The organism is Pandoraea apista (assembly GCF_001465595.2).
In the GTDB taxonomy this organism is placed as follows: Bacteria; Pseudomonadota; Gammaproteobacteria; order Burkholderiales; family Burkholderiaceae; genus Pandoraea; species Pandoraea apista.
The window spans coordinates 5,470,635-5,493,967 of the sequence record NZ_CP013481.2 but is presented as its reverse complement, the minus strand read 5'-3'; the positions used below and the strand labels follow the sequence as shown (position 1 = coordinate 5,493,967).

The 23,333-nt window shown below is 62.0% G+C and carries 17 protein-coding genes and 1 pseudogene; 6 read left to right on the top strand and 12 right to left on the bottom strand.

Annotated elements, in window-relative coordinates:
• The 3 genes from dnaA (at window position 1) to gyrB (ending at window position 5,564) form a co-directional block, all read left to right on the top strand.
• A complete protein-coding gene (dnaA, locus tag AT395_RS24795; RefSeq protein ID WP_042113690.1) occupies window positions 1–1,560 on the top strand; it encodes a chromosomal replication initiator protein DnaA in 1,560 nt (519 codons plus the stop codon).
• Between the two features lie 240 nt (window positions 1,561–1,800).
• Window positions 1,801–2,907, top strand: coding sequence for a DNA polymerase III subunit beta (gene dnaN, locus AT395_RS24790; RefSeq protein ID WP_042113692.1), 1,107 nt, complete (start codon window positions 1,801–1,803; stop codon window positions 2,905–2,907).
• Between the two features lie 179 nt (window positions 2,908–3,086).
• A complete protein-coding gene (gene gyrB / locus AT395_RS24785; protein WP_048628404.1) occupies window positions 3,087–5,564 on the top strand; it encodes a DNA topoisomerase (ATP-hydrolyzing) subunit B in 2,478 nt (825 codons plus the stop codon).
• Window positions 5,565–5,865: 301 nt separating this feature from the next.
• Here the strand turns inward: gyrB and AT395_RS24780 are convergent, their stop codons facing one another.
• From AT395_RS24780 to AT395_RS24760, 5 genes and pseudogenes are all read right to left on the bottom strand, one after another.
• Window positions 5,866–7,245 carry an NAD(P)/FAD-dependent oxidoreductase gene (locus AT395_RS24780; RefSeq protein ID WP_082164712.1) on the bottom strand — a complete coding sequence of 460 codons (1,380 nt, stop codon included), beginning with the start codon at window positions 7,243–7,245 and terminating at the stop codon, window positions 5,866–5,868.
• 60 nt (window positions 7,246–7,305) lie between these two features.
• Window positions 7,306–7,737 (bottom strand): annotated as a pseudogene (locus AT395_RS24775) (ATP-binding cassette domain-containing protein); the annotation flags it as partial.
• A gap of 127 nt (window positions 7,738–7,864) precedes the next feature.
• Complete coding sequence (locus AT395_RS24770; protein WP_048628405.1) at window positions 7,865–9,121, bottom strand: ABC transporter substrate-binding protein; 1,257 nt, start codon at window positions 9,119–9,121, stop codon at window positions 7,865–7,867.
• Between the two features lie 26 nt (window positions 9,122–9,147).
• Window positions 9,148–10,776 carry a hydantoinase B/oxoprolinase family protein gene (locus AT395_RS24765; RefSeq protein WP_048628406.1) on the bottom strand — a complete coding sequence of 543 codons (1,629 nt, stop codon included), beginning with the start codon at window positions 10,774–10,776 and terminating at the stop codon, window positions 9,148–9,150.
• Window positions 10,777–10,778: 2 nt separating this feature from the next.
• Window positions 10,779–12,800, bottom strand: coding sequence for a hydantoinase/oxoprolinase family protein (locus tag AT395_RS24760; RefSeq protein ID WP_048628447.1), 2,022 nt, complete (start codon window positions 12,798–12,800; stop codon window positions 10,779–10,781).
• A 230-nt stretch (window positions 12,801–13,030) separates the two neighbouring features.
• Here AT395_RS24760 and AT395_RS24755 point away from each other — a divergent pair, with 230 nt between their 5' ends.
• Both AT395_RS24755 and AT395_RS24750 read left to right on the top strand, forming a co-directional pair.
• Window positions 13,031–13,804 carry an IclR family transcriptional regulator gene (locus AT395_RS24755; RefSeq protein WP_042113714.1) on the top strand — a complete coding sequence of 258 codons (774 nt, stop codon included), beginning with the start codon at window positions 13,031–13,033 and terminating at the stop codon, window positions 13,802–13,804.
• Between the two features lie 194 nt (window positions 13,805–13,998).
• A complete protein-coding gene (locus tag AT395_RS24750; protein ID WP_376738406.1) occupies window positions 13,999–15,612 on the top strand; it encodes an amino acid permease in 1,614 nt (537 codons plus the stop codon).
• Here AT395_RS24750 and AT395_RS24745 read toward each other — a convergent pair.
• Window positions 15,609–16,541 carry a LysR family transcriptional regulator gene (locus AT395_RS24745; RefSeq protein WP_082164713.1) on the bottom strand — a complete coding sequence of 311 codons (933 nt, stop codon included), beginning with the start codon at window positions 16,539–16,541 and terminating at the stop codon, window positions 15,609–15,611. The two genes, AT395_RS24750 and AT395_RS24745, sit on opposite strands and share 4 nt — an antisense overlap.
• A gap of 78 nt (window positions 16,542–16,619) precedes the next feature.
• Here AT395_RS24745 and AT395_RS24740 point away from each other — a divergent pair, with 78 nt between their 5' ends.
• Complete coding sequence (locus AT395_RS24740) at window positions 16,620–17,630, top strand: quinone oxidoreductase family protein (RefSeq protein ID WP_048628409.1); 1,011 nt, start codon at window positions 16,620–16,622, stop codon at window positions 17,628–17,630.
• Between the two features lie 130 nt (window positions 17,631–17,760).
• Here the strand turns inward: AT395_RS24740 and AT395_RS24735 are convergent, their stop codons facing one another.
• The 6 genes from AT395_RS24735 to AT395_RS24710 form a co-directional block, all read right to left on the bottom strand.
• Complete coding sequence (locus tag AT395_RS24735; RefSeq protein ID WP_048628410.1) at window positions 17,761–18,126, bottom strand: cupin domain-containing protein; 366 nt, start codon at window positions 18,124–18,126, stop codon at window positions 17,761–17,763.
• A 103-nt stretch (window positions 18,127–18,229) separates the two neighbouring features.
• Complete coding sequence (locus AT395_RS24730; protein ID WP_042113724.1) at window positions 18,230–19,501, bottom strand: NAD(P)/FAD-dependent oxidoreductase; 1,272 nt, start codon at window positions 19,499–19,501, stop codon at window positions 18,230–18,232.
• A 60-nt stretch (window positions 19,502–19,561) separates the two neighbouring features.
• Complete coding sequence (locus tag AT395_RS24725; protein WP_082164715.1) at window positions 19,562–20,260, bottom strand: helix-turn-helix domain-containing protein; 699 nt, start codon at window positions 20,258–20,260, stop codon at window positions 19,562–19,564.
• A 178-nt stretch (window positions 20,261–20,438) separates the two neighbouring features.
• The gene (locus tag AT395_RS24720) at window positions 20,439–20,939 is read right to left on the bottom strand and encodes a flavin reductase family protein (protein WP_048628412.1); all 501 of its coding nucleotides are present in this window, start codon (window positions 20,937–20,939) and stop codon (window positions 20,439–20,441) included.
• A gap of 78 nt (window positions 20,940–21,017) precedes the next feature.
• Window positions 21,018–22,346, bottom strand: a complete 1,329-nt coding sequence (locus AT395_RS24715; RefSeq protein ID WP_048628413.1) for an LLM class flavin-dependent oxidoreductase — start codon at window positions 22,344–22,346, stop codon at window positions 21,018–21,020.
• 68 nt (window positions 22,347–22,414) lie between these two features.
• Window positions 22,415–23,326, bottom strand: a complete 912-nt coding sequence (locus tag AT395_RS24710) for a LysR substrate-binding domain-containing protein (protein WP_048628414.1) — start codon at window positions 23,324–23,326, stop codon at window positions 22,415–22,417.
• Window positions 23,327–23,333: the final 7 nt, after the last annotated feature.

Sequence of the window (23,333 nt, the reverse complement as noted above, 5' to 3'; positions counted from 1 at the left end):
ATGAACGACTTCTGGCAACACTGCGCGACCCGTCTCGAACAAGAGCTGACGCCCCAGCAATTCCGCACCTGGATCAAACCGCTGGCGCCGCTCGACTTCGATGAACAGGCGCGCACGCTCAAGATTGGCGCCCCCAACCGCTTCAAGCTGGATTGGGTGAAGAGCCAGTTCTCCGGGCGAATCCAGAGTATGGCGGCGGACTACTGGAACGCACCGATCGAGGTGACGTTCGTGCTTGATCCGAAGGCCGGCATGCGGGTACCGTCGTCGACCCCTGCCCCCTCCCCGGCGCCCGCGCCGAGCGCCGCACCGGTGCCGGCCAGCGTCGCGCGTGCCAATCCGGCGTCGGCGGCCGCACAGGCGGCGGTGGCTGGCGCGCATGGTGGACATGGCGGGAATGGCGGGAATGGGGCCGAGGCGGCGTCGCTCGACGGCGAGCGTCCCGATCTGGAAGCGAGCGAAGCCGAGGCGGTGCGCCGAAATTGGCGGGTCACGCCCCAAGAGCCGGTGCAGTTGGGCGAAGTCGAGTCGATCTACGAGCGCTCAAAGCTCAACCCCGTGTTGACCTTCGATAATTTCGTGACGGGTAAGTCGAACCAGCTCGCCCGTGCCGCGGCGATTCAGGTCGCGAACAATCCGGGCACGTCGTATAACCCGTTGTTCCTGTACGGCGGCGTCGGTCTGGGTAAGACTCACTTGATCCACGCCATCGGCAACCAGTTGCTGGCGGAAAAGCAGAATCCGCGCATTCGGTACATCCACGCCGAGCAGTACGTGTCCGACGTGGTCAAGGCATACCAGCGCAAGGCATTCGATGAATTCAAGCGCTATTACCACTCGCTCGACCTGCTGCTGATCGACGATATTCAGTTCTTTTCGGGCAAGAGCCGTACGCAGGAAGAATTCTTCTATGCGTTCGAGGCGCTCATCGCGAACCGTGCGCAGGTGATCATCACTAGCGATACGTACCCGAAGGAGATCACCGGAATCGACGATCGCCTGATTTCGCGTTTCGATTCCGGGCTGACGGTGGCCATCGAGCCGCCCGAGCTGGAAATGCGGGTAGCGATTCTTATCAAGAAGGCGCAGGCCGAGGGGGTGGGCCTGTCGGAAGACGTCGCATTCTTCGTCGGCAAGCATTTGCGCTCGAACGTGCGTGAGCTCGAAGGCGCACTGCGCAAGATTCTCGCGTACTCGAAGTTCCATGGTCGAGAAATCACCATCGAACTGACGAAGGAAGCGCTGAAAGATCTGCTGACGGTTCAGAATCGTCAGATTTCTGTCGAAAACATTCAAAAGACGGTGGCTGATTTTTACAATATCAAGGTCGCCGACATGTATTCGAAAAAGCGGCCTGCCAATATTGCGAGGCCGCGTCAGATTGCAATGTATCTGGCAAAGGAACTGACACAGAAGAGTCTGCCGGAAATCGGCGAACTGTTCGGTGGACGCGACCATACGACGGTGCTGCACGCGGTACGCAAGATTGCGGAAGAGCGAGGCAAGGACGCGCAGCTCAATCACGAGTTGCACGTACTGGAGCAGACGCTCAAGGGGTAAAAACCGGCGAAAACTCAGGGTGGCGGGCGGGGTTGCCTGCATCCCTGTGGATAAGCTGGGTGCGGTTTGGGGGGAACTGGCGTTTTCGGGCACAATAGCGGATCGGCGCACAATGCGTCCCCTGTTCGTCCACAGCGTTTTCCGCCCTGTTATCCCTTCCACAAGCGATTGATTGATAAGGGAATCTTCGGGTTTTCAGCAGAAACTGATACCCGTTAACAGTTACTACGAAGGATAAATATGCAATTGGTCAAAACTCAACGAGACAATCTGCTGCGGCCGCTGCAAATTGTGAGTGGCATCGTCGAGCGTCGCCATACGTTGCCGATTCTGGCCAATTTGCTCATTCGCAAGCAAGGACAGGACATTTCCTTCCTGTCGACCGATCTTGAATTGCAGATCACGACTACCGCCGATTACGGTGCCGGCGCCGACGATGTGGCGACGACCGTGGCTGCCCGCAAGCTGCTCGACATCCTGCGCAACATGCCGGACGCCGAAGTGGCGCTCTCGCTGTCGGATAAGCGTCTGACGGTGCAGGCGGGCAAGAGCCGTTTCCAGTTGCTGACACTGGCGGCCGAAGATTTCCCGACCGTGGCTGCGGCGAAGGAGTACGCCGCGAGCTTCGAGCTGCCGCAGCGCGCCCTGCGTCAATTGCTGGCGATGGTGCATTTCGCGATGGCGCAGCAGGACATCCGTTACTACCTGAACGGCATGCTCCTCGTGGTCGAGGGCGCGAAGATCGAAGCGGTGGCAACGGACGGTCACCGTCTGGCGTATTGCAACACCACGATCGAGGGTGAGAATTTTGCGCGTCAGGAAGTCATCATCCCGCGCAAGACGATTCTCGAGTTGCAGCGTCTGCTCGAGGACATCGACGACAAGGTGAAGATCGACGTGGCGCCGAGCCAGGTCAAATTCACTTTTGCGAAGATCGAGCTGGTGTCGAAGCTGGTCGAGGGCAAGTTCCCCGACTTCAATCGCGTGATTCCGAAGGGTTACAACAAGAGCTTCGTCATCAGCCGCGAAGAGTTGCATCGCTCGTTGCAGCGTGCGGCCATCGTGACTTCGGACAAGTTCAAGGGTGTGCGTTTCCTGGTGAGCGAGAACCTGCTGAAGATCAGCGCGAACAACGCGGAAACCGAAGAAGCGCAGGAAGAACTCGAAATCGATTACACGGGTGAGTCGGTGGATATCGGCTTTAACGTGACGTACCTGCTCGACGTGCTGTCGAACCTCAAGGTCGAACAGGTGAAGGTGAGTCTGGGCGATGCGAACTCGAGCGCCCTGATCACCTTGCCGGACAACGACGAATTCAAGTACGTCGTCATGCCGATGCGCATTTGAGCGGATATTCCGCCATACGCGCCGTCATATGCGCGAAGGGGCCGAGCGCCCCTTTGGCGTTTCTAGAGAATTATCCTTTTGCGGGATAAGCCTGCCTTTGCAGCGCCAAAAGCGCGCGGAGGTGGCGGGTCATGAAGCAGTAATTCGTCAGTTATTGACGCAGTAACCGGAAGATTGTCATGAGCGAACAGCAAAAGCAGGCCGATAGCGGCTATGGTGCAGCCTCCATCCAGATCCTCGAAGGTCTGGAGGCTGTGCGCAAGCGTCCCGGCATGTACATTGGCGACACGTCGGACGGCACGGGCCTGCATCACCTGGTATTCGAGGTGCTGGACAACTCGATCGACGAAGCGCTTGCGGGTTACTGCGATGACATCCACGTGATCATTCACGCGGACAATTCCATTTCCGTGACGGACAACGGTCGCGGCATTCCCACGGGCATCAAATTCGACGACAAGCACGAGCCGAAGCGTAGCGCTGCGGAAATCGTGATGACCGAGTTGCACGCGGGCGGCAAGTTCGACCAGAACAGCTACAAGGTGTCCGGCGGTCTGCACGGCGTGGGCGTGTCGTGCGTGAACGCGCTCTCCACGTACCTGAAGCTGACCGTGCGCCGTGACGGCAAGAAGCACTTCATGGAATTCCACCGTGGCGTGCCGCAGAACCGCGAGCTGGAAATCGTGGACGGGGTCGAGACGTCGCCGCTGAAGCTGCTGGGCGATACCGACAAGCGTGGTACCGAAGTGCACTTCCTGGCCGACGAAACGATCTTCGGCAAGGTCGAATTCCACTACGACATTCTCGCCAAGCGCATGCGCGAGCTGTCCTTCCTGAACAACGGTGTTCGGATTCGTCTGACGGATCAACGCACGGGCAAGGAAGACGATTTCGCATTCGGCGGCGGCGTGAAGGGCTTTGTTGAATACATCAACAAGTCGAAGTCGGTGCTGCACCCGACAATCTTCCACGTCACGGGCGAGCGCGACGGTATCGGCGTGGAAGTCGCCATGCAGTGGAACGACAGCTACAACGAAACGGTGCTGTGTTTCACGAACAACATTCCGCAGCGTGACGGTGGCTCGCACTTGACCGGGCTGCGTGCGGCGATGACCCGCATCATCAACAAGTACATCGACGAGAACGAACTGGCGAAGAAGGCCAAGGTCGAGACCACTGGCGACGACATGCGCGAAGGTCTTACGTGCGTGTTGTCGGTGAAGGTGCCGGAGCCGAAGTTCTCGTCGCAGACGAAGGACAAGCTGGTGTCGTCGGAAGTGCGTGCGCCGGTGGAAGAATACGTGGCGAAGGCGCTGGAAGAGTTTTTGCAGGAAACGCCGAACGACGCGAAGATCATCTGCGGCAAGATCGTGGAGGCGGCGCGTGCGCGCGACGCGGCGCGTAAGGCGCGTGAAATGACGCGTCGTAAGGGCGTGCTCGATGGCGTTGGCCTGCCGGGCAAGCTGGCGGATTGCCAGGAGAAGGACCCGGCGCTGTGCGAGATCTACGTGGTCGAGGGCGACTCGGCAGGCGGTTCGGCGAAGCAGGGTCGCGACCGTAAGTTCCAGGCGATTTTGCCGCTGCGCGGCAAGGTGCTGAACGTTGAGAAGGCGCGTTTCGACAAGCTGATTTCGAGCGAGCAGATCGTGACGCTGATTACCGCGCTGGGTTGCGGTATCGGCAAGGACGACTACAACATCGACAAGCTGCGTTATCACCGCATCATCATCATGACCGATGCTGACGTGGACGGCGCGCACATCCGTACGCTGTTGCTGACGTTCCTGTACCGTCAGGTGCCGGAGCTGATCGAGCGTGGCTACGTGTACATCGCGCAACCGCCGCTGTACAAGATCAAGCACAACAAGGACGAGCGATACATCAAGGACGAGAGTGAGCTGGGGCAGTACATGCTGAAGCTTGCGCTGAACAATGCCGAGCTGACGCCGACGACCGGTGCCGCGCCGATTTCGGGCGATGCATTGGGCGAGCTGACGCGCAGCTACCAGTTGTCCGATGGCGTGATCGAGCGTCTGAGCCGCATTTACGAGTCGTCGGTACTGACGGCGGTGACCGAAGGCGTCGAGATCAATCTCGACACCGAGGCGTCGGCCCAGGCGTCGGCCAAGGCGCTTGAAGCGGCACTGAGCAACGATCCGCTTGCGCCGGAGATCACGATCACGGCGGTGATGGAAGACGTCGAGAATGCCGAACCGGTGCCGTCGTTGCGTGTGGAGCGTCGCCACCACGGCAACGTGAAAGTGACGGTGATCGATCAGGACTTCTTGCAAACGGCGGACTATGCGCAGTTGCAGAAGACGGCCGAGACGTTCAAGGGTTTGATTGGCGAAGGCGCCACGATCAAGCGTGGCGAGCGTTCGCAGACGGTGACGAACTTCAAGTCGGCGATGAAGTGGCTGATGGCCGATGCGGAGAGCAAGGTCTCGAAGCAGCGCTACAAGGGTCTGGGCGAAATGAACGCGGAACAGTTGTGGGAGACCACGATGGACCCGACAATGCGCCGCCTGTTGCGTGTGCAGATCGAAGATGCGATTGCGGCAGACGGCATCTTCACCACGCTGATGGGTGACGACGTGGAACCGCGCCGCGCATTCATCGAGTCGAACGCGCTGCGTGCAGGGAATATCGACGTTTGATTGGTTGTGTAGCCGTAGGGCGCCAGAGAAAGTGCGACTGGCGCCACAGTTTTGCGACTGACCTACGCGTTGAGCACCATGCTCTATGAGAGTGCGGCCGCGGAATGATAATCCGCAGGTTCAGGGTTCGAGTCCCTGAATTGCCACCAAATGCGAAAGCCCTGTAGATCTATGATTTACAGGGCTTTTTCGCTAAGGGCTCTGCGGCTTTGCTTCGAGCCAATTTCTTTCACCTGCTTGGTTCTGGCGGTAGCTGACGAGAAACTCAACGCCGTGTCCGGAAAAGGTTGACCACTACAATTCAACTCAACCGATCGAGCACGCGATACCAGTTAACCGCAGCTGAAAAATACAGGCGCTGCAAGCTATGGAAGGGAATCGGCCGGATGGGCGTAACCGGGAAGCGCAATGCCGAGCGCCCGGCCAGGTGTCCTGCCAGTTCACGCCCGAGCGTAGTCGCCATGGCGATACCGCGGCCGTTGTAGCCGAGTGAGATCGTCAGACCGGGGGCTGGCGTGTGAACGTGCGGCATCGCGTCCGGTGTCACCGCCACACGCCCCGCCCAGCGATACTCGATGGGCACGCCCTGCGTCTGCGGAAACAGACGAACCAGTGCGCGCTCGAGATGCTGCCATGCGCTCGGCGAGTTGGGGTCCGAGAACGAGCCGCGGCCGCCGAGCAGCAATCGGCCCGCTGCGTCCTTGCGAAAGTACAGCAACAGGCGCCGCGCATCGGAGGCAACTTCGCCGCCTGGCAGTACAGTGGCCGCAATGTGCTCCGGCAACGGTGCCGTAGCGACAATGAAGCTGTTTGCAGCAATTAAGGTACGGCGCAGCCCGGGCCATAGGTCGCCGGTATATCCGTTGGTCGCGATCAGCACACGCGCCGCGTCGAGCGTATGGCCTGACGACGTGCTTACCTGCCAGCGCCCCGCCACCGCTCGCAGACCGGTCACCCGTGTGTTCCCGTGAATCGTCGCACCTTGCCCGGTCGCTGCGCGTACCAGGCCTCGCAGATAATTCAGCGGATGCAGGCTGCCCGCGCGCCGGTCGATCCAGCCGCCCTGGTAGATGGGGCTACCGATGCGTGATGTCACGGCATCACGATCAAGCATCTCGACGGGGGCCCCGAGCGTGTGCCATTGCGCGACGCGGATGCTTTGGGCCGCCAGCATCGCGGCAGAATGCGCAGGCTGTATCCAGCCTTCGCGCCGTGCGTCGCAGTCGATGCCGTAGCGCGCAATCAGGTCGAAGACGACGTCGGCCGCCCCGCCAATCATGTCGACGAGCGCGACGCCCTGCTCCCCCGGAAAGCACTTCATGAGCGCATCCGGATCATGCTTGAGCCCCGGAATCACCTGACCGCCATTTCGCCCCGACGCGCCCCATCCGGGCTCACCGGCGTCGAGCACACAAACGTCGACGCCAGCTTCAGCCAGATGAAGCGCAGCCGAAACCCCTGTGAACCCGCCGCCGATCACCGCCACGTCCACGCGTCGCGACGCGTGGAGCGGGGGCGTCTCCAATGCGGGCGTCGCGGTGGCCGACCAGAGTGACGGGAACGCGCCGGTCGGACCTGCGTCGCGGCGCCGCGCGCCATTGTCGGCGGCATCGCTGCGCAGGCCGGTGTTGGCAGTCACCGCGTCATGGGCGGCCAGACGTGCATGCTCGCGTGCCGTCATGCGCTTTCTCCTGAGTGTGAGGTGGGGGTGCCTGCCGCGAGACGCAGCGCTTCATGATTCGGATTCGGCGGCACTCGCGTGCGCACGCGCATCGAGGGCGTCGAGGGCATCGAGGGCATCGAGGGCGCGTGCGCTGCGCCAGAACTGCCAACTCATGCCCGACCGCCGTTGCAACGCGACACGCACGTTCTGGCGCGCGGTGAGATGCGGAAAGACCGCCGAGATCTGGAGTGAACGGATGACGCCCCGGCGCGCGATCTGGGCGGGCTTCTCGCGCGTGATATCTATGCCGTTGAAGACGATGCTGCCGGTGCTCGGCGTCAGGAACTTGGTCAGCAGATTGAAGCACGTCGTCTTGCCGGCGCCGTTCGGGCCGATCAGCGCGTGGAGGGAGCCGCGCCGGACTTCGAGGTTGACGTCGGTTACTGCTGAGAATCCCTTGAAGGATTTGGTCAGCGCGTGAGTTCGCAGAATCGGGTCTTCGTGAGGCATACCGCTCACCGGAAAATGAATTGCGTGACAGTCGGTCGGCAAAACCGGGCCTAGCGCGGGCTCCTCACGCCAAACGCGCAAGGTGCCCCGCGTCTGGCGCGCGGGGCCTATCCCTGACAGGAATCGATCAGCGCGACGCCGTGCTCTTCTTGAGCGCCGGGCACTGGCTTTGCGATGCCGGCAGGAACACCTGCTCGCCCGGAAGCACCTTTTGCAGGGTGTACAGATCCCACGGCCCTTTCGACTCCTTCGGCGACTTCACCTTGAAGTAGTAGTAGTCGTGGATCATGCGGCCATCGGCACGCAGGGTCGCGTTGCGCACCACGTCATCCTTAATGGGAAGCTCGTGCATTTTGCGCATGACGAGTGCCGGGTCCTTCGAGTCGGCGGCAACGACTGCCTTGAGATAGTGGTAGACGGACGAATACACGCCGGCGTGCGTGAGCGACGGCGGTCCCTTCTTGTACCGGTCCATGAAGCGTTTGCTGAAGCTGCGGGTGCCGTCGTCCAGGTCCCAATAGAAGCTCTCCGGAAACTGGAGACCCTGCGCCTGCGAGAGCCCGATGCCCTTGATTTCGTAGACGGTCGGGAAAAACGCGGCCAGTTGTTTCTTCGCGCCAAGCTGGAACTCGCTGGCGGTCTTGATCGCGTTGGCCGCGTCGGCGCCAGAGTTCGCGAACGCCACGACATCGGCCTTCGACTGCTGGGCTGCGATGATCTGCGAAGACATGTCGCTGGTATTGAGCGGATGCTTGGACTCGCCGACCGTTTGTGCGCCGATTGCGTCGAGCTGTTTGCGTGCCTCCGTTGTGGCGGCCAGGCCGTAGGCGTAATCGACCGTCACGAAGTACCAAGCCTGTTTGGGCTTGGCCAGCCCCTTGATCGCTGCGGCAGTTTGCGAGTAGGTATCCCACATCCACTGCACCGCGTACTCGGGCTGACAGTTCTCGTTGGTGATGCTGAGCGGACCGCCGACAAACAGAGCGATCTTCTTCTTTTGCACCGCCAGATTTTCCATGGCCAGCGCAACGGCCGAGTTGACCATGTCGGCGTAGGCATCCACGTGTTCGACGTCTGCCCACTCACGCGCCTTGGAGAGCGCAATATCGGTCTTGTTCTGGTGATCCGCCGTGAGGAGCTGGATCTTCAGGCCCTTGCATTCCTTGGCGAGGCAGTCGTCGATGGCCATTTGAGCGGCAACGACCGAGCCTTGCCCGGAGAACTGCGAGAAGGCCCCGCTCATGTCGGTGAGCAAGCCGATCTTGACGGTATTGCCCTCGATGCCGGCATGGGCGACGCCCGACGCGATCATGGCCGCCATGGCCGTCACCGTGGCGATGCACAGGCTGCTCAGGCGACGTTTCCCGGTCAAATGCACTTTCATTGTCATGCCCTCCGTTGTGTGTGGACTCACTGAGTGACCATGCCGTCTTCGATATCGGCTTCGCGCAGCGAGCGCGGACGCTCCGCAGCATCGCCATAGCCGCCGCCACCGCCCATGTAGACCTTGACGCGGTCGCCGCGATTGAGCGTGACCATGGATTTCGACGCAATGCGCTCCGTCACACCGTTGCGTGTGAGTTCGCAGTAGCCCCGCTCGCCGGCCTCGCCGCCGAATAGTCCCTGCGGTGCGTACCGGTGACGGTCGGCATAGATCGCAAAGACCACGCCGTCCTTGAGCACGCTGTACTCCCGGCTGAACCCCGCGCCGCCCCGATATTTCCCAATACCGAACGAGTCAGGCTCCAACGTGTAGCGCTCCAGGCGGAAGAAGTCGTATTCCATATCCAGCGCTTCGACTGGCGTATTGGCGCAGTTCGACAGCGGCGAGTCGACCGCATCGCATCCATCGCCGTGTTGCGAGCCGCCGTAGCCGCCGCCGAAAATTTCCAGATACACGCTAAAACTCTCGTCACGCTGTAAGGAGAAACAGGCGGCGGTCAGCGTATCGAAGCCCGTTGCAATCACCTTCTCCGGTGCGACCGGCGCGAGCGCTCGCATGATGGCGTTATAGATCCGGTAGTTGGCCTCCAGCCGCGCCCGCACCGGCGAAGGCGGCGCCGGATTCAGAATTGAGCCGTACGGCGCGCTGATTCGAACCGCCCGCAGAATGCCGTCGTTGAAGGGAATATCCGGTGACGTCAGAACCGATTTGACGCATGTGACTGCCGCCGACACCGTGCAGGAGAACGGCGAGTTCAAGTTGCGCCGCACCTGCGGGTTGCTACCGGTGAAGTCGATGTCGATGGCGTCCCCGCGCACTTCGACCTTGACCTTGATGAGCAGCGGCTCGTCGGTCACACCGTCGTCATCGATCACGTCTTCCCCGTAGTACACGCCGTCGGGCAATTGCGCGATGGCAGCACGGAAACGTCGTTCCGAGTAGTTCACCATTTCGGCCATCACTTCGGTCACGGTGTCTGCACCGTATTTGTCGCAAAGCTGGGCGACGCGCGCGGCAGCGATCGCGTTAGCGGCGAACATGGCATTCATGTCGCCGATGGTCAGATCCGGCACGCGGATATTGGCCCGCACCAGTTGTTCCAGCGGTCCGCCGTTCCAGTCGCGGCTTTGCGACCACTTGGTCGGCGGCAGGCGCAAGCCTTCCTGATAAATATCCGTGGCCCCGGGGTCGAGGCCGGGCGCACCGCCGCCGAAGTCGATCTGATGCGCGACGCTTGCCGAAAATCCGATCAGGCGCTCACCGTAGAAAATCGGGCAGAAGATGTAGACATCCGGAAGATGTTGGCCGCCAGAATACGGATCGTTGGTGATCATGAAATCGTCCGGCGTAATCGTCTCCACGGGAAAACGCGCCAGACACTGTTTCAGCGTGATGCCGATCGGGCCGAGCTGGATCGGAATCAATTCGGCTTGTGCAACGATATCGCCTTGCCGGTTGCTGATGGCGGCTGAGCCGTCGCTCGCTTCGCGCAGAATGGTCGAGTAAGCGGAACGGATCAGCTTCACGCCCATCTCACGGGCGGCGGCCAGCACGCTCTGACTGATGATGGCGTTGTCGAACGGATTGACAGGCATCGTCAAACCCCCTTGGAGAGAATCAGGTTGGATTGCGTGTCCACGCTGGCCTGCCAGCCCGCCGGCACGAGTACGGTGGTGGTGTAGTCCTCCAGCACCGCCGGGCCGGCCAACGCCGCGCCGTCTGCACCCAGCGCTGCGACCGTGCGACGGCGGCATGGCGTCCAGTTTCGGCCGTCGTAAAGTGCGGGTTCACCCGGTGCGGCGTCCAGATTGCCCGTGACACTTGCGGTTGCGCTGACGTGAGGCGTGACCAGCGTGGCGCCGACACGCAGCGCCACGACCTCGATCGGACGCCCCGTCTTGTCCGCATGGAAGTAGATTCGCTCGTGTGCTTCGGTGAAGTGCTCGCTCAGCGACTTACGCTCAAGTGCGGCGAGCGCCGCGGCGTCGAGTTCGATCGGCACTTCGAAGGCCTGCCCGACGTAGCGCATTTCAAGCGTGAAGCTGAATTCCAGCGGCTGGTCGAACGCCATCTGCTCGAATTGCGCTTGAAGATCCGCTTTCATCCTGGCGAAGCGCTCGCGCAACTGGTCGCAGGTGTCGTCTGCAACCTGCACGCGGTACGTTTGCGTTTCGTACTTGATGAAATCGGACGCCAGCAGGCCGTGGGCCGACGTCACCCCGGGGTTCGGCGGCGCCACTACCGTGCCGATGCCGAGATCTTCGGCAATCTGAGCGGCCTGCATCGGGCCCGCACCGCCGAACGGCACGAGCACGTAGTCACGCGGGTCGCGGCCTCGTTCGGTCGACACGAGCTGGATGGCGCGAACGATGTTGGCGTTGGCCAGGCGAACGGCATTGTGGGCGACTGCCTCGACCGACAGACCAAAGTGCGCTGCTAACTGATCGAAGGCGCGATGCGCGGCGGCCACATCGAGGGCCATTTGGCCGCCGAGAAATGCTTCCGCCCGCACCGTGCCAAGCACCACGTGAGCGTCCGTAATGGTCGGTTCGGTGCCGCCGCGGCCGTAACAGGCGGGTCCCGGCTGAGCGCCGGCGCTCTTCGGACCGACACGCAACATGCCGCCGTCGTCGATCCAGATCAAGCTGCCGCCACCGGCGCCGACCGTGACGATGTCGAGGACAGGCGTACGCACCGGCAGGCCGTCGATCTCGGTTTCGGACGCGAGCGTAGGCTTGCTATCTTGCACGAGACATACATCCGAGCTGGTGCCGCCCATGTCGAAGGTGATGACGTTGCGATAACCGGAACGCACGACCTGGCGCACGGCGCCGACCACGCCAGCGGCCGGCCCCGAGAATAGTGCGCTGATGGCGTTCTCTCGCATGGCGTCGGCAGGCAAACGGCCGCCGTTCGACTGCATGACGGAGAAGCGGCCGCGAAAGCCCTCGCGCTCTAGCGCCTGAGTCAGGCGACCCAGATAGCCGGCAATGACCGGCTGTACGAAAGCGGAGAGCGTGGCTGTGCTGGCACGCTCGTATTCGCGGAACTCGCAAGCCACCTGATGCGAGCAGGTCACCGTCACATTCGGCAACGCGGCGCGAATCAGTTCGGCCAGACGCAGCTCGTGGGCCGGATTGCGGTACGCGTTGAGCAGGCAGATGGCGACGGCGTCGTAGGCGCCCTGCTCCAGTTGCGGAAGCACTTCGCTGCGAAAGCGCGCTTCGTCGAGTGCCGTGTCGACGCTCCCGTCGGTCAGGATTCGCTCTTTGGCTTCAAAGCAGGCGCGACGCTGCACCGGCGGCGACGGCTTCTTGTAGAAAAGGTCGTAGATATGCTTTCGATCGTGACGTTGCAGGAACAGGATGTCGCGGAACCCCTGCGTCGCGACGAAAGCGACCTTGCCGCCCTTGCGCTCGAGCACGGCATTAGTGGCAACGGTCGAACCGTGCGCGAAGTCCTCGATCGTGGCGAAATCGATGCCCGCCATACGAAGGGCGTCGAGCACCCCGATATCCGGCGAGGCCGGGGTGCTGGGCACCTTGATGACGCGAATCCGGCCATCGTCATGTGCGACCAGATCCGTGAACGTCCCCCCCACTTCAACTCCGACTTTCATTGGCGTTCCCTTCGTCCCAACTTCGGGACGGCTTTCGATGGTGAACAACGTCCCCGTCAATCGATACGGGAAGACGCCGACTCGATGACCGCCAATGCGCGCATTGATAATCGATATGCGATACAATCAATTCATAAAGCGGTTGATTTCAGTGTATTCACACATCAAGATTCGGTAAACGCCTATCAATAATCGATAAGCGATTTATTTGTAACGAAAGGAGCCGCGCAATGGGCAAGGATTCACCGATGTTCAACCAGTCTGTAGACAAGGGATTGGCGATCCTGGCGGCGTTTGGCGCGCGCAATCGTCAGATGAGCCTCGCGCAAATCGCAGAGGCGGTGGGCATCACACGCAGCTCGGCACAGCGCATCGTGTTCACACTCGACACGCTGGGGTACGTGACCAAGGACCCGTACACGCGACGGTACGAACTGGCCAACAAGGTGATGGAGATCGGCTGCAATTACGTTGCTGCGAATCCGCTGATCGAGAGTGCCAATCCGTTTCTCTCCGCGATGAACAGCACATGCGACGAAACCGTGGCGCTCACGGAGCCGTGCGGTACGAACATGGTCTACGTCGCGTCGTTTACGAGTCGCAAGCCCATCGTCGCGCACATGGCGATCGGCAGTCGCATGCCGATGTATTGCACCTCGGCGGGTCGGGCCTATCTCGCCGGTTTGCCCGATGAGGAAGCTCGCACACTGTTGCGCGAGTCGGAAATCAAGCCGCTCACCCCGGCGACGCTGCTCGACCCGGAGACGATCTTCGCGCAGATTGTCGAAAGCCGTGCGCGCGGCTTCTCGATGAACTTCGAGGAGTACATGCTGGGGCATATGAACGTGGGCGCGCCTGTGTACAACAAGCACGGCCGAGCCATCGCCGCAGTACACATCGTGGCGCCCAGCAGTCGCTGGACGCGTGAGGAAGTGACAGGCAAGTTGGGAGCAATGGTGCGCGAATGTGCGGGCGCCATTACGAACGCCGTACGTGCGCATTGACCTGCGAGCGCGACAACATGACCGAGCGCAACGACTCTGGCGCTGCTATCGGTCAGTCGCAAGAACCGTAGTGTTACCATATGCGGCCATTGGCGATCACGGTGGTAACCCATTGATTTTTCTGATCACATGGTCGCATTGACTGCGGCACCCTACGGCAACGAACCCCGGGATGGAAATCGCAAAAGGCCTTCATGTTTAAGGCCTTTTCTTTTTCCTTTTTGCTTTTCTTCCTGCACATTTTTCACTTAAGGAACACGACGTTGGCACGACCCAAACACGAACAGCACCGCGACGGTGGCGAGGCGGGGGCACCGGCCCCGAGTGAGTTGCGTCGCACCTTGTCGGCGCGCCACCTGACAATGATCGCGGTGGGTGGGTCCATCGGGACTGGCTTGTTCGTGGCCTCCGGCGCCACCATTGCGCAGGCAGGGCCCGGCGGCGCACTGCTCGGTTACGTATTGATCGGCCTCATGGTCTACTTTCTGATGACCAGCCTGGGGGAACTGGCAGCCGCCATGCCGGTGTCCGGCTCGTTCTCGACCTACGGCGCGCGCTACGTGGACGAAGGCTTCGGTTTCGCGCTGGGATGGAACTACTGGTACAACTGGGCCGTGACCGTCGCCGTCGATCTCGTGGCGGCCCAACTGGTCATGGCTTACTGGTTCCCAAGCGTGCCGGGCGTCTACTGGAGCGCATTGTTTCTCGCCATCACCTTCGGACTCAACGCATTGTCGGCGCGCGGTTTCGGCGAAGCCGAATTCTGGTTTGCGCTGATCAAGGTGTTCGCCGTGCTGGCCTTCGTGGCAATGGGCGTGATGATGCTGTTAGGCATCATTCGCGGCGGAGAAAGCGGCGGCGTCGCCAACTGGACGGTCGGCGACGCACCGTTCGCCGGCGGTTTCGCGGCGCTGATCGGTGTGGCGATGGTGGTGGGTTTTTCGTTTCAGGGCACCGAACTCATCGGCATCGCCGCAGGCGAATCGAAGGACCCTGCACGCAATCTCCCGCGCGCCGTGCGTCAGGTTTTCTGGCGTATCCTGCTCTTCTACGTCGCGGCAATTCTGGTGATTGGCCTGCTGATTCCGTACACCGATCCCCATCTGCTACGTAACGATGTGACCGACATCAGCGTCAGCCCTTTCGCTCTGATCTTCGAGCGAGCCGGGCTCCTGGGAGCCGCATCCGTCATGAACGCGGTGGTGCTGACCTCCGTGCTTTCGGCGGGTAACTCGGGCATGTACGCAGCGACACGCATGCTCTACAGCCTGGCCCGCGATGGCAAGGCACCTCGCGTTTTCGGCCGCATTTCGCGCAACGGCGTGCCGCTCTGGGCACTGCTGGCAACGGCCGCCGTCGCAGCCCTGTGCTTCTTCACCTTCGTGTTCAGTCCCAACGCCGTCTACATCTGGCTGCTCAACACGTCAGGTATGACAGGCTTCATCGCGTGGCTGGGCATCGCGATCAGTCACTACCGGTTCCGCCGCGGCTACGTCAAACGTGGCCACCAGCTGGCCGATCTGCCCTACGTCTCGCCGTACTTCCCGTTTGGCCCGATCTTCGCCTTCGTGCTCTGCCTGATCATCACCCTCGGCCAGAACTATCAGGCGTTCCTGCACGACAGGATCGATTGGGGCGGCGTGGTCGCGACCTATATCGGTATCCCGCTATTCCTGCTGATCTGGGCAGGCTACAAACTTGTACGCGGGTCGCACTTCGTGCGCTACCGCGACATGCAATTCCCGATCGCGCAGAAGCGCCCGCCGGAAGCCCCGCCGATAAACACATCGGCACCCGAAATTGCCTAGAGCGCGCGCAGCCCCTCCGGCGCTTCCAGCGATAGCTCCGGGGTCCGGCTGACCAGCTCGACAAGCAGATCGGCGATGAGCCGGACACGTGGCGAGCGTTTGACATCCGGGTGCATGACGAGCCAAAGCTGTCGCACGGTCGAGCAAGTGTGATCCGTTAGCAAGCACAAGCCAGGGTCCTGTGCGGCGAGAAACGTCGGGAGCGCTGCAATCCCCAACCCTGCCCGGGCCGCATGGAGTAACGCGGCCAGATCGTTACTCCGAAAGACAAAGCGGCGGTCTCCCGCCGTTTGATTGAGCCAACGCTGCTGCGGCACTTGATCGAGGCTCTCGTCATAGCCGAGGAACTCCCATTCCGACGGTGGCCGCGCCGTATAGCCGTCGGCAGCGTAAAGGCCATACCCCATCTTCCCGATACACCGCGCGACCAGGCCCGGCGCGGTGGGTCTCGACAGACGAATGGCGAGATCGGCTTCGCCGCGCGCCAGATTCGCGTCGCGCGACTCCCCTATCACCTCCAGATCGATGTTGGACCACCGCGCTCGTATGTCGGCCAGCCGAGGCACCAGAAGGTGGCTCGCCAGCACTGGCGGAGCCGACAGGCGCACGGTGCCCTTCAGCGACGATACGCCCACGGCCGCCCGCGAAAAGGCTTGCGCTTCGTCGTCGAGACGCGCGGCCTGCTTCGCCAACGTTTCCCCTTCCGGTGTGAGCGACCAACCCTTCGGCAGCCGATCGAACAGCCTGACCCCCAACGACTGTTCCAGGGCTTCGACTCGCCGTGCAACCGTCGAATGTTCAACGCTCAGTTGCCGTGCCGCTCCCGAGAGGCTCCCGACGCGGGCCAGTTCAAGGAAATATCGGATGTCGTCCCATTGGAGGCGCGCGCTTTCCAAGGGCATTCGTCCTGTGTTTTTTTGCACACTCATTGCCGATTTATCCGGAATTGTTGGGTGAATTTTATCGGAGCAACATGAGCTTGCCAGAACAATCAACCGGAGAACAGTATGACTTCCAGCCCCGCACCCCATGCCTCCTCACGCCCCGTGGTTCAGGTAGCGTTGGCAGAGTACGGTAACGTCTCGCAATTGAAAGTCGGCGAAGCGGCACTGCCCGCTCCCGCCGCCGGCGAGGTTCAGATTCGCCACACGGCAATCGGCGTCAACTTTGTGGACATCTATCACCGCACCGGCCGCTATGCGCTGCCAGCGCTGCCCGCAGTGCTGGGTGTCGAAGCGTCGGGTGTCGTCGAAGCCGTGGGGCCGGGTGTCGAATCGCTGCACCCGGGGCAACGCGTTGCGTACGCTGGCCTGCCGGCCGGAAGCTATGCGAGTGCGCGAAATCTCGCCGCCGATCGGGTGATTCCGCTGCCCGACGACATTGACGACGATGTCGCCGCCAGCCTCCTGTTGCGCGGAATTACCGCTCACATGCTGAGCGCCTATGTCTACCCCATCAAGGCTGGCGACACAGTGCTGATTCACGCGGCCGCCGGCGGACTCGGTCTGGTCATGGTGCAGTGGGCCAAAGCGCTGGGCGCGCGTGTCATCGGCACGGTCGGTTCGACCGCAAAGGCCGAATTGGCGAAAGCGCATGGTCTGGACGAGGTGATTCTCTATCGAGAACAAGATTTCGGCGCCGCGATATTGTCGATGACCGACGGCCGTGGCGTCGACTACGCCATCGACGGAATTGGCGGGACCACACTCGTCGAGACTTTGGGCACGGTTCGCCCGTTCGGCGTGGTCGCCAGCGTGGGTCAGGTGAGCGGCGACCCGGCTCCCATCGACCTGTCTTTGCTCGGTCCCGCCCGCTCGATTTCACTGTCTCGCCCCAGCGTCTTTCGCTTCGTGTCCGATCCGGTTCGCTATCGCGAAGGGGGACTGGCCACGTTCGAGCGCTTGCGAAAAGGACTCAAGGCCAAGATCGGTACCGTGCTGCCTCTCGCGCAGGCAGCCGAAGCGCAGCGACGTCTCGAAAGGGGGGAAACGAGCGGCTCGATACTCCTGCGTCCCTGATCGGGAGACGGCTGCCGAGAACGCGGTGCGTCGAGACAAGCGAGCGGCACAACCTTGTTTGACGCGCCGCGCCCGGTAATGCATGACAACGGGCCAACGCCGAACATCGCGCGTGGCCCGGCAAGCACGTTCAATCCGTCAGCGAGACGAACCAGACCTTCTTCACGAAGGCGTCGACCTCCCAGTGCCCCTTGTAGCCTTCTGGCATCACGAACGGGTCGCCGGCTCGCAGGGCATGTACCGTGCCGTCAGGGTCGACTACGCGGCAATCGCCTTCCAGGATGTAGCCGAACTCGATGTATCCGGTGGTGTCCGCCCGGAACTTGCCCGCCGTGCTTTCCCAGATGCCGGACGACGCCCGGCCGCCGTTGCCCTCGAAACCGATCATGCTGCGAAATACGGTATCGCCTTCCATTGGACGGCGCGGCTTGCCGATCTCTGGATTCTGCAAGGGCCCCGCGCTAAAGCGCACCAGACGCGAATGACTATCGGCCACAACTCACCTCTATCTCAATTAAAAAGGACTACTAAAAGAAAGTGTAACTTGAGAAGAACGCGGCACAGTCGAACTGACCGCCTCTTGTCTCAGCGCGCTGGATTCAATGTCTGGTGTACTTCGACAGGCGGAAGGCGTAGGGATCTACCCGCGGCGTGTTGCCTTGCACGAGGTCGGCCATCAGCGCACCTGCGGCCGGACCGATGCCGAAGCCATGACCCGAAAAGCCGGAGGCAAGGAAGAATCCCGGCACATCGTCGACGCCAGAGATCACAGGAATCGCATCGGGCGTCACGTCGATAAAGCCGGCCCATGCGTGCGCGATCTGCGCTGGTCCAAATGCCGGGAACGCTTGCTTGAGCTTATCGAGCGCTACACCGATCGATTTCATCCCGGGGGACGGATCGAGCGTGCGATGCGCTTCGAACGGCGTGGGACCTTCGGCGCCAAAGCGCGTAGGCATCATCAATTCGTCGAGAAAGCGTTTGCCGACACGCAGTTTCAGGTACTTCTTTTCCGAGAGCCACGCCGGGAAGAACTGGCGGCACAGCCGAATGCTGTCGGGTGTGAGGTCGGCGACCGATGCGCCAAGTTGCGACACCGAATATCCGCCATCGGCACGCTTGCGGCACGTGAAGTCTTTCCCGTTGACGGCGAGATCCAGCCCGGCGTCCATGGGTGTGGTTCGCAAAACCGAGGCGTGCACTTTCAACTGCGGGAAGTCCACCCCCGTATTGCCGCAGAACAGGCGCGACCAGGCGCCACCGGCCAACACCACGGCATCGGCAGCTACGCGGCCCTGCTCGGTTACGACACCACTTGCGCGTCCCCCCTGCCGGTCGAGACAACGCACGGCAGTCTGCTCGAACACTTGCGCACCCTCGGCCACGGCCAGCGCCGCAATCGCCTTGGTAGCACGATCGGGCTCGGCCACGCCGTCCACGGGACAATGCAGTGCGCCGATCCAGCCACGCGCCGACGGTGTGTTGAACAACTCCGGCAGTTGCTCGCGGTTCAGCAATTGCGCCGGCACACCCAGCGGCAACGCTTTGTCGAGCCACTTGCGATAGCCGGCCATGTCCGCGTCGGACTCGGCCAGATACGCCACGCCGGTCTGGCGATAGCCGACATCATGCCGGGCCTGAATCTCTTTCCACAAGTCGATAGCCTGCATGGCGAGCGGCAACTCCTTGTGATCGCGCCCGACCGTGCGAATCCAGCCCCAGTTGCGCGACGATTGTTCGCCCGCAATGACACCCTTTTCAAACACCGCCACGCGAAGACCGGCTTTCGCCAGCGCCCATGCTGTGCTTATTCCGATGATGCCCGCGCCGATGATTGCGACATCGACCTGTTTGGGGAGAACACTAGCCATAAATCACCCATCGACAATAGGAAACAGTAAGCGAAGAGATTTGCGCAGCAGTCGCCACGTTCACACGTAGAAGTGGTTACTGTTCACGACCATGAACACCGTGGGCTCGTCCCACGCGTTTTCCCAGCGATATGGCCGGTTGCCCGTGAAGCCGTAGGTGTCGCCGGGACCGAGCACTAACGTGGTGTCGTCGATGAACACGCGCAATTTCCCGGCAAGCACGTATCCCACCTTGTCGCCGGCTTGTACCAATAGATTCGAGTCGGAGGCTGCGCCCGGCTCAAGCTCCATCATGAATGCCTCGAGCGACGCACAGTTCGACGGCGTGATGCGCGATTTGGTCACCCCCGAACCCGCTAACCGCAGGGGCTTGCGCTGGTTTGCCCACACCACGAACTCACTGGGCTCGGTCGTGCTCGGCGCATCTTCTGCCTGTGCCGGGGCCGACGTGAACAACGCAGCCCCGTCCACGCCCAGCGCATGGCACAACTGACGCAGCGAGCGCATCGACGGCGAACTCACGCCGCGCTCGATCTGGCTTAGCATGCCGATCGACATGTTGGTGCGCGCGGCCAGATCCTTCAGCGTGAACTTGCGCTCGGTGCGCATGGCGCGCAGGCGCATGCCGAGCTCCTTGTCGCTGGCCTGTACCGCAGGATCGTCGGGCGAATCTTCTGCCAGACGCCCGGCAGCGTCGGGGGTCTGCGCTGAGCGTGCGCTCAAGGGTTGGGGACTGACGGCTTTCGGCTTCGATGACATGGCGAAAAGGAATCGGGGACGCAACGGGGCGGGGGCGCATGAAACGTACGCTCGACGAATTTCAATATCACTTCAAAAAGCTTAGAGTGATTTCGATATAGCGTCAATTCGGAAAGGCCCGCTTTTGACGTCATCGCCACAGGTTGGCAACGGCCTGGAACGCGATATCGTCACGCCTTCATGCTGTCAGCGGGCTGCTGCGTGCGAAAGTGCGGCCGTGCCAGAGCAGGCAGCCGGTATCGGCGCTGCGATTGATCTTCGTGGCAGCCACGGCGCCTACGATGATCGTGTGGGAGTAGCCGTCGTGCGTGTCGAGCAACGTGCAATCGAGCGTGAGTGCGGCCCCGGCGAGGGTCGGCGCGCCAGTTTTGAGCGGTGCCCACAGATGTGGCTCGAAACGCTCCGCGCCCTGCTGCTGTGCAAAGCGGGCGACCAGTTCGCGGTGGCCGGTAGATAGAAGATTCACGGCGAAGCAACCGGCGTCGAGAATGGCATCGTGCACCGACGCGCTCTTGTGCACACAGACAAGAATCGACGGTGGCTCGGCCGAGACGCTGCATACGGCGGTGGCGATCATGCCGATAGGGCCGTCGACGCTGCGTGTTGTGACGGCGGTGATGCCGCCGGGGAACGTTGCCATCGCCTGCTGAAAATCGGGAACCTGCACGGTGGATATCATGATGTCGGACTGCCTGTGTCGTGGATTGGCGGCTTGCCGCAACCGCCCCGGTGAGGTTTTGCGGCGCTGTCCTGGCGCTCAGTCCTGCCGGAACGTCAACGGCTTGAGACCAAGGTTTGCGCGCAGCGTCGTGCCGTCGTATTCGGTGCGGAACAGCCCTCGGCGGCGCAATTCGGGCACAACCAGTTCGACCATGTCGTCAATGCCATGCGGCAGTGTCGCCGGGCAGATGTTGAATCCGTCGGCGGCTTCGTTCCGGAACCACGCCTCCATCTGGTCGGCAATGTCGGCCGGCGTGCCGATCACCATGCGCACGGTGTAGGTCGCCGCCACACGCTGGTATAGCTGGCGGATCGTGAGATTCTCGCTGCGCGCCATGGCCAGCAGATTCTCGGCGATGCTACGAATGCTGCCGCCCGCCTCGATCTGCGGCACCGGCCCATCGACCGGATAGCCGGACAGGTCGCCCAGCGCGTCGTACAGGCTCGCCAGGCCGCTGATCGGGTCGATCAATTCCTGCAACTGGTCGAATTTGTCCTGCGCCTCCTGACGCGTGCGACCCACAAAGGGAGTGAGCCCCGGCATGATCAGCAAATCGTCCGGCGCACGTCCGTGTGCCGCGAGCCGGGCCTTCAAGTCGCGGTAATACGCCTGGGCGTGCGCGAGGTTGTGCGAGTTGCTGTAGACGAGATCGGCCTCGCGCGCCGCCAGCGCCCGCCCTGCCTCCGAGGCCCCCGCCTGCACGATCAGCGGCCGCCCTTGCGGCGTGCGCGCCGAGTTCAGCGGGCCGCGTACCTGAAAGTGCTTGCCCGCGTGGTTAGGCACATGCAGCTTGCGTTCGTCGTAGAACACCCCGCTGGCCTTGTCGCGCACGAAGGCGTCGTCTTCCCAGCTTTGCCAGAGCGATTTCACGACCTCGACAAACTCATCGGCGCGTTCGTAGCGCTCTTCATAGCCCAGGTGCTCGTCGCGGCCGAAATTCCGGGCTTCTTCGTTAGACCACGACGTCACGACGTTCCAGCCGGCACGTCCGCCGCTGATGTGATCGATCGAGGCGAATTTTCGTGCAACGTGAAATGGCTCGTTGTAAGTCGTCGACGCCGTAGCGACCAGCCCGATATGCGAGGTATTTGCAGCAATCGCGGCCAGCAACGTCAGCGGCTCCAGCTCGGCGTTGCGCATGTCGCGGGCCAGCGCGCCGCGCGGATTGTCCTGCGCACGGATGCCGAGCCCGTCGGCGAAGAAGATCATGTCGAACTTGGCCGCCTCTGCCTTCTGCGCATTTGCCAGGAAGTATCGGTAGTCGAGCGCACCGTCCGCCGGTACCTCGGGGTGGCGCCACGCGGCGACGTGATAGCCGAGGTAGCGCATCGACAGGCCGAGTTTCATTTTGCGATCAGTCGTCATGGTGGGTTTCTTCGCGGGTGATTAGGGGGTCGAGGGGCGGGAAGAAGAAAAAGGCCCGGAGGGCGCCGTTAGTCGTTGCAGCGCGCCGCGACCTCGGCAAAACAGCGGTCGCGGTACTCGCGCAGGAACGTGATGAAGGTGCGGCACACCTTCGAGAGCGGTCGATGCCGCGGATATAGCAGGCCCACGCCAAAGTCGAGCGAGGGCGACATCATCCGCGCTTCGACGCGACCGAAGTTGGCATGCACCGTGAACGGATCGGCCAGCGCAACGCCCATGCCGAGATGCACAAACTCGCAGACGGCTTGCAGGTAAGACGTTTCCAGATGCGTCACGCGGCGCACGCCGTGTGCGTCGAAAAACTGATCCACGTGATGGCGCACCTGGCAGACGCTGGTCATCGAGATGAACGGCATGCCGTCGAAATCGAGCGGCTGCAACTCACGCCGTGCCGCCAGCGGGTGCCCCGGCGGCACGATCGCGTAGTAAGGCACGCGGCAAAACTCGTCGACGGCGACATCCGCCCGTGAGAACGGTAGCTCGGCCAGGCCAAAATCGGTTTGCTGCGCGGCGATCCAGTCTTCCACGCGTGCCGACGACTGGATCTCCAGCGAGACGCTCACGCCGGGATACTTTTCGCAGAACGCCTTGATGACGCCCGGCAGAAAGCCAAGGCCCAGCGCCGGCATGCACGAGATGGCGATCTGTCCCACTCGGTTTTGCCGCACGTCTGCCGCAAGCTCCTGAATACGGGCGTAGGACCGGTACGCATGCTCGGCCTGCTCGAAGATCAAATGCCCTTCCGGAGTCGGCACCAGCCGGCCGTTGGCGCGATCGAACAATGTCAGCGCCAGCGAGCGTTCGAGGTGTCCGATCAGGCGGCTGACGGTGGACTGCGAGGTCCCAAGCATTTCCGCCGCCCCATTGACGGTGCCGGCCGTTACCGTGGCGCGGAAGGCTTCGAGTTGTCGAATGTTCATCGTGAAC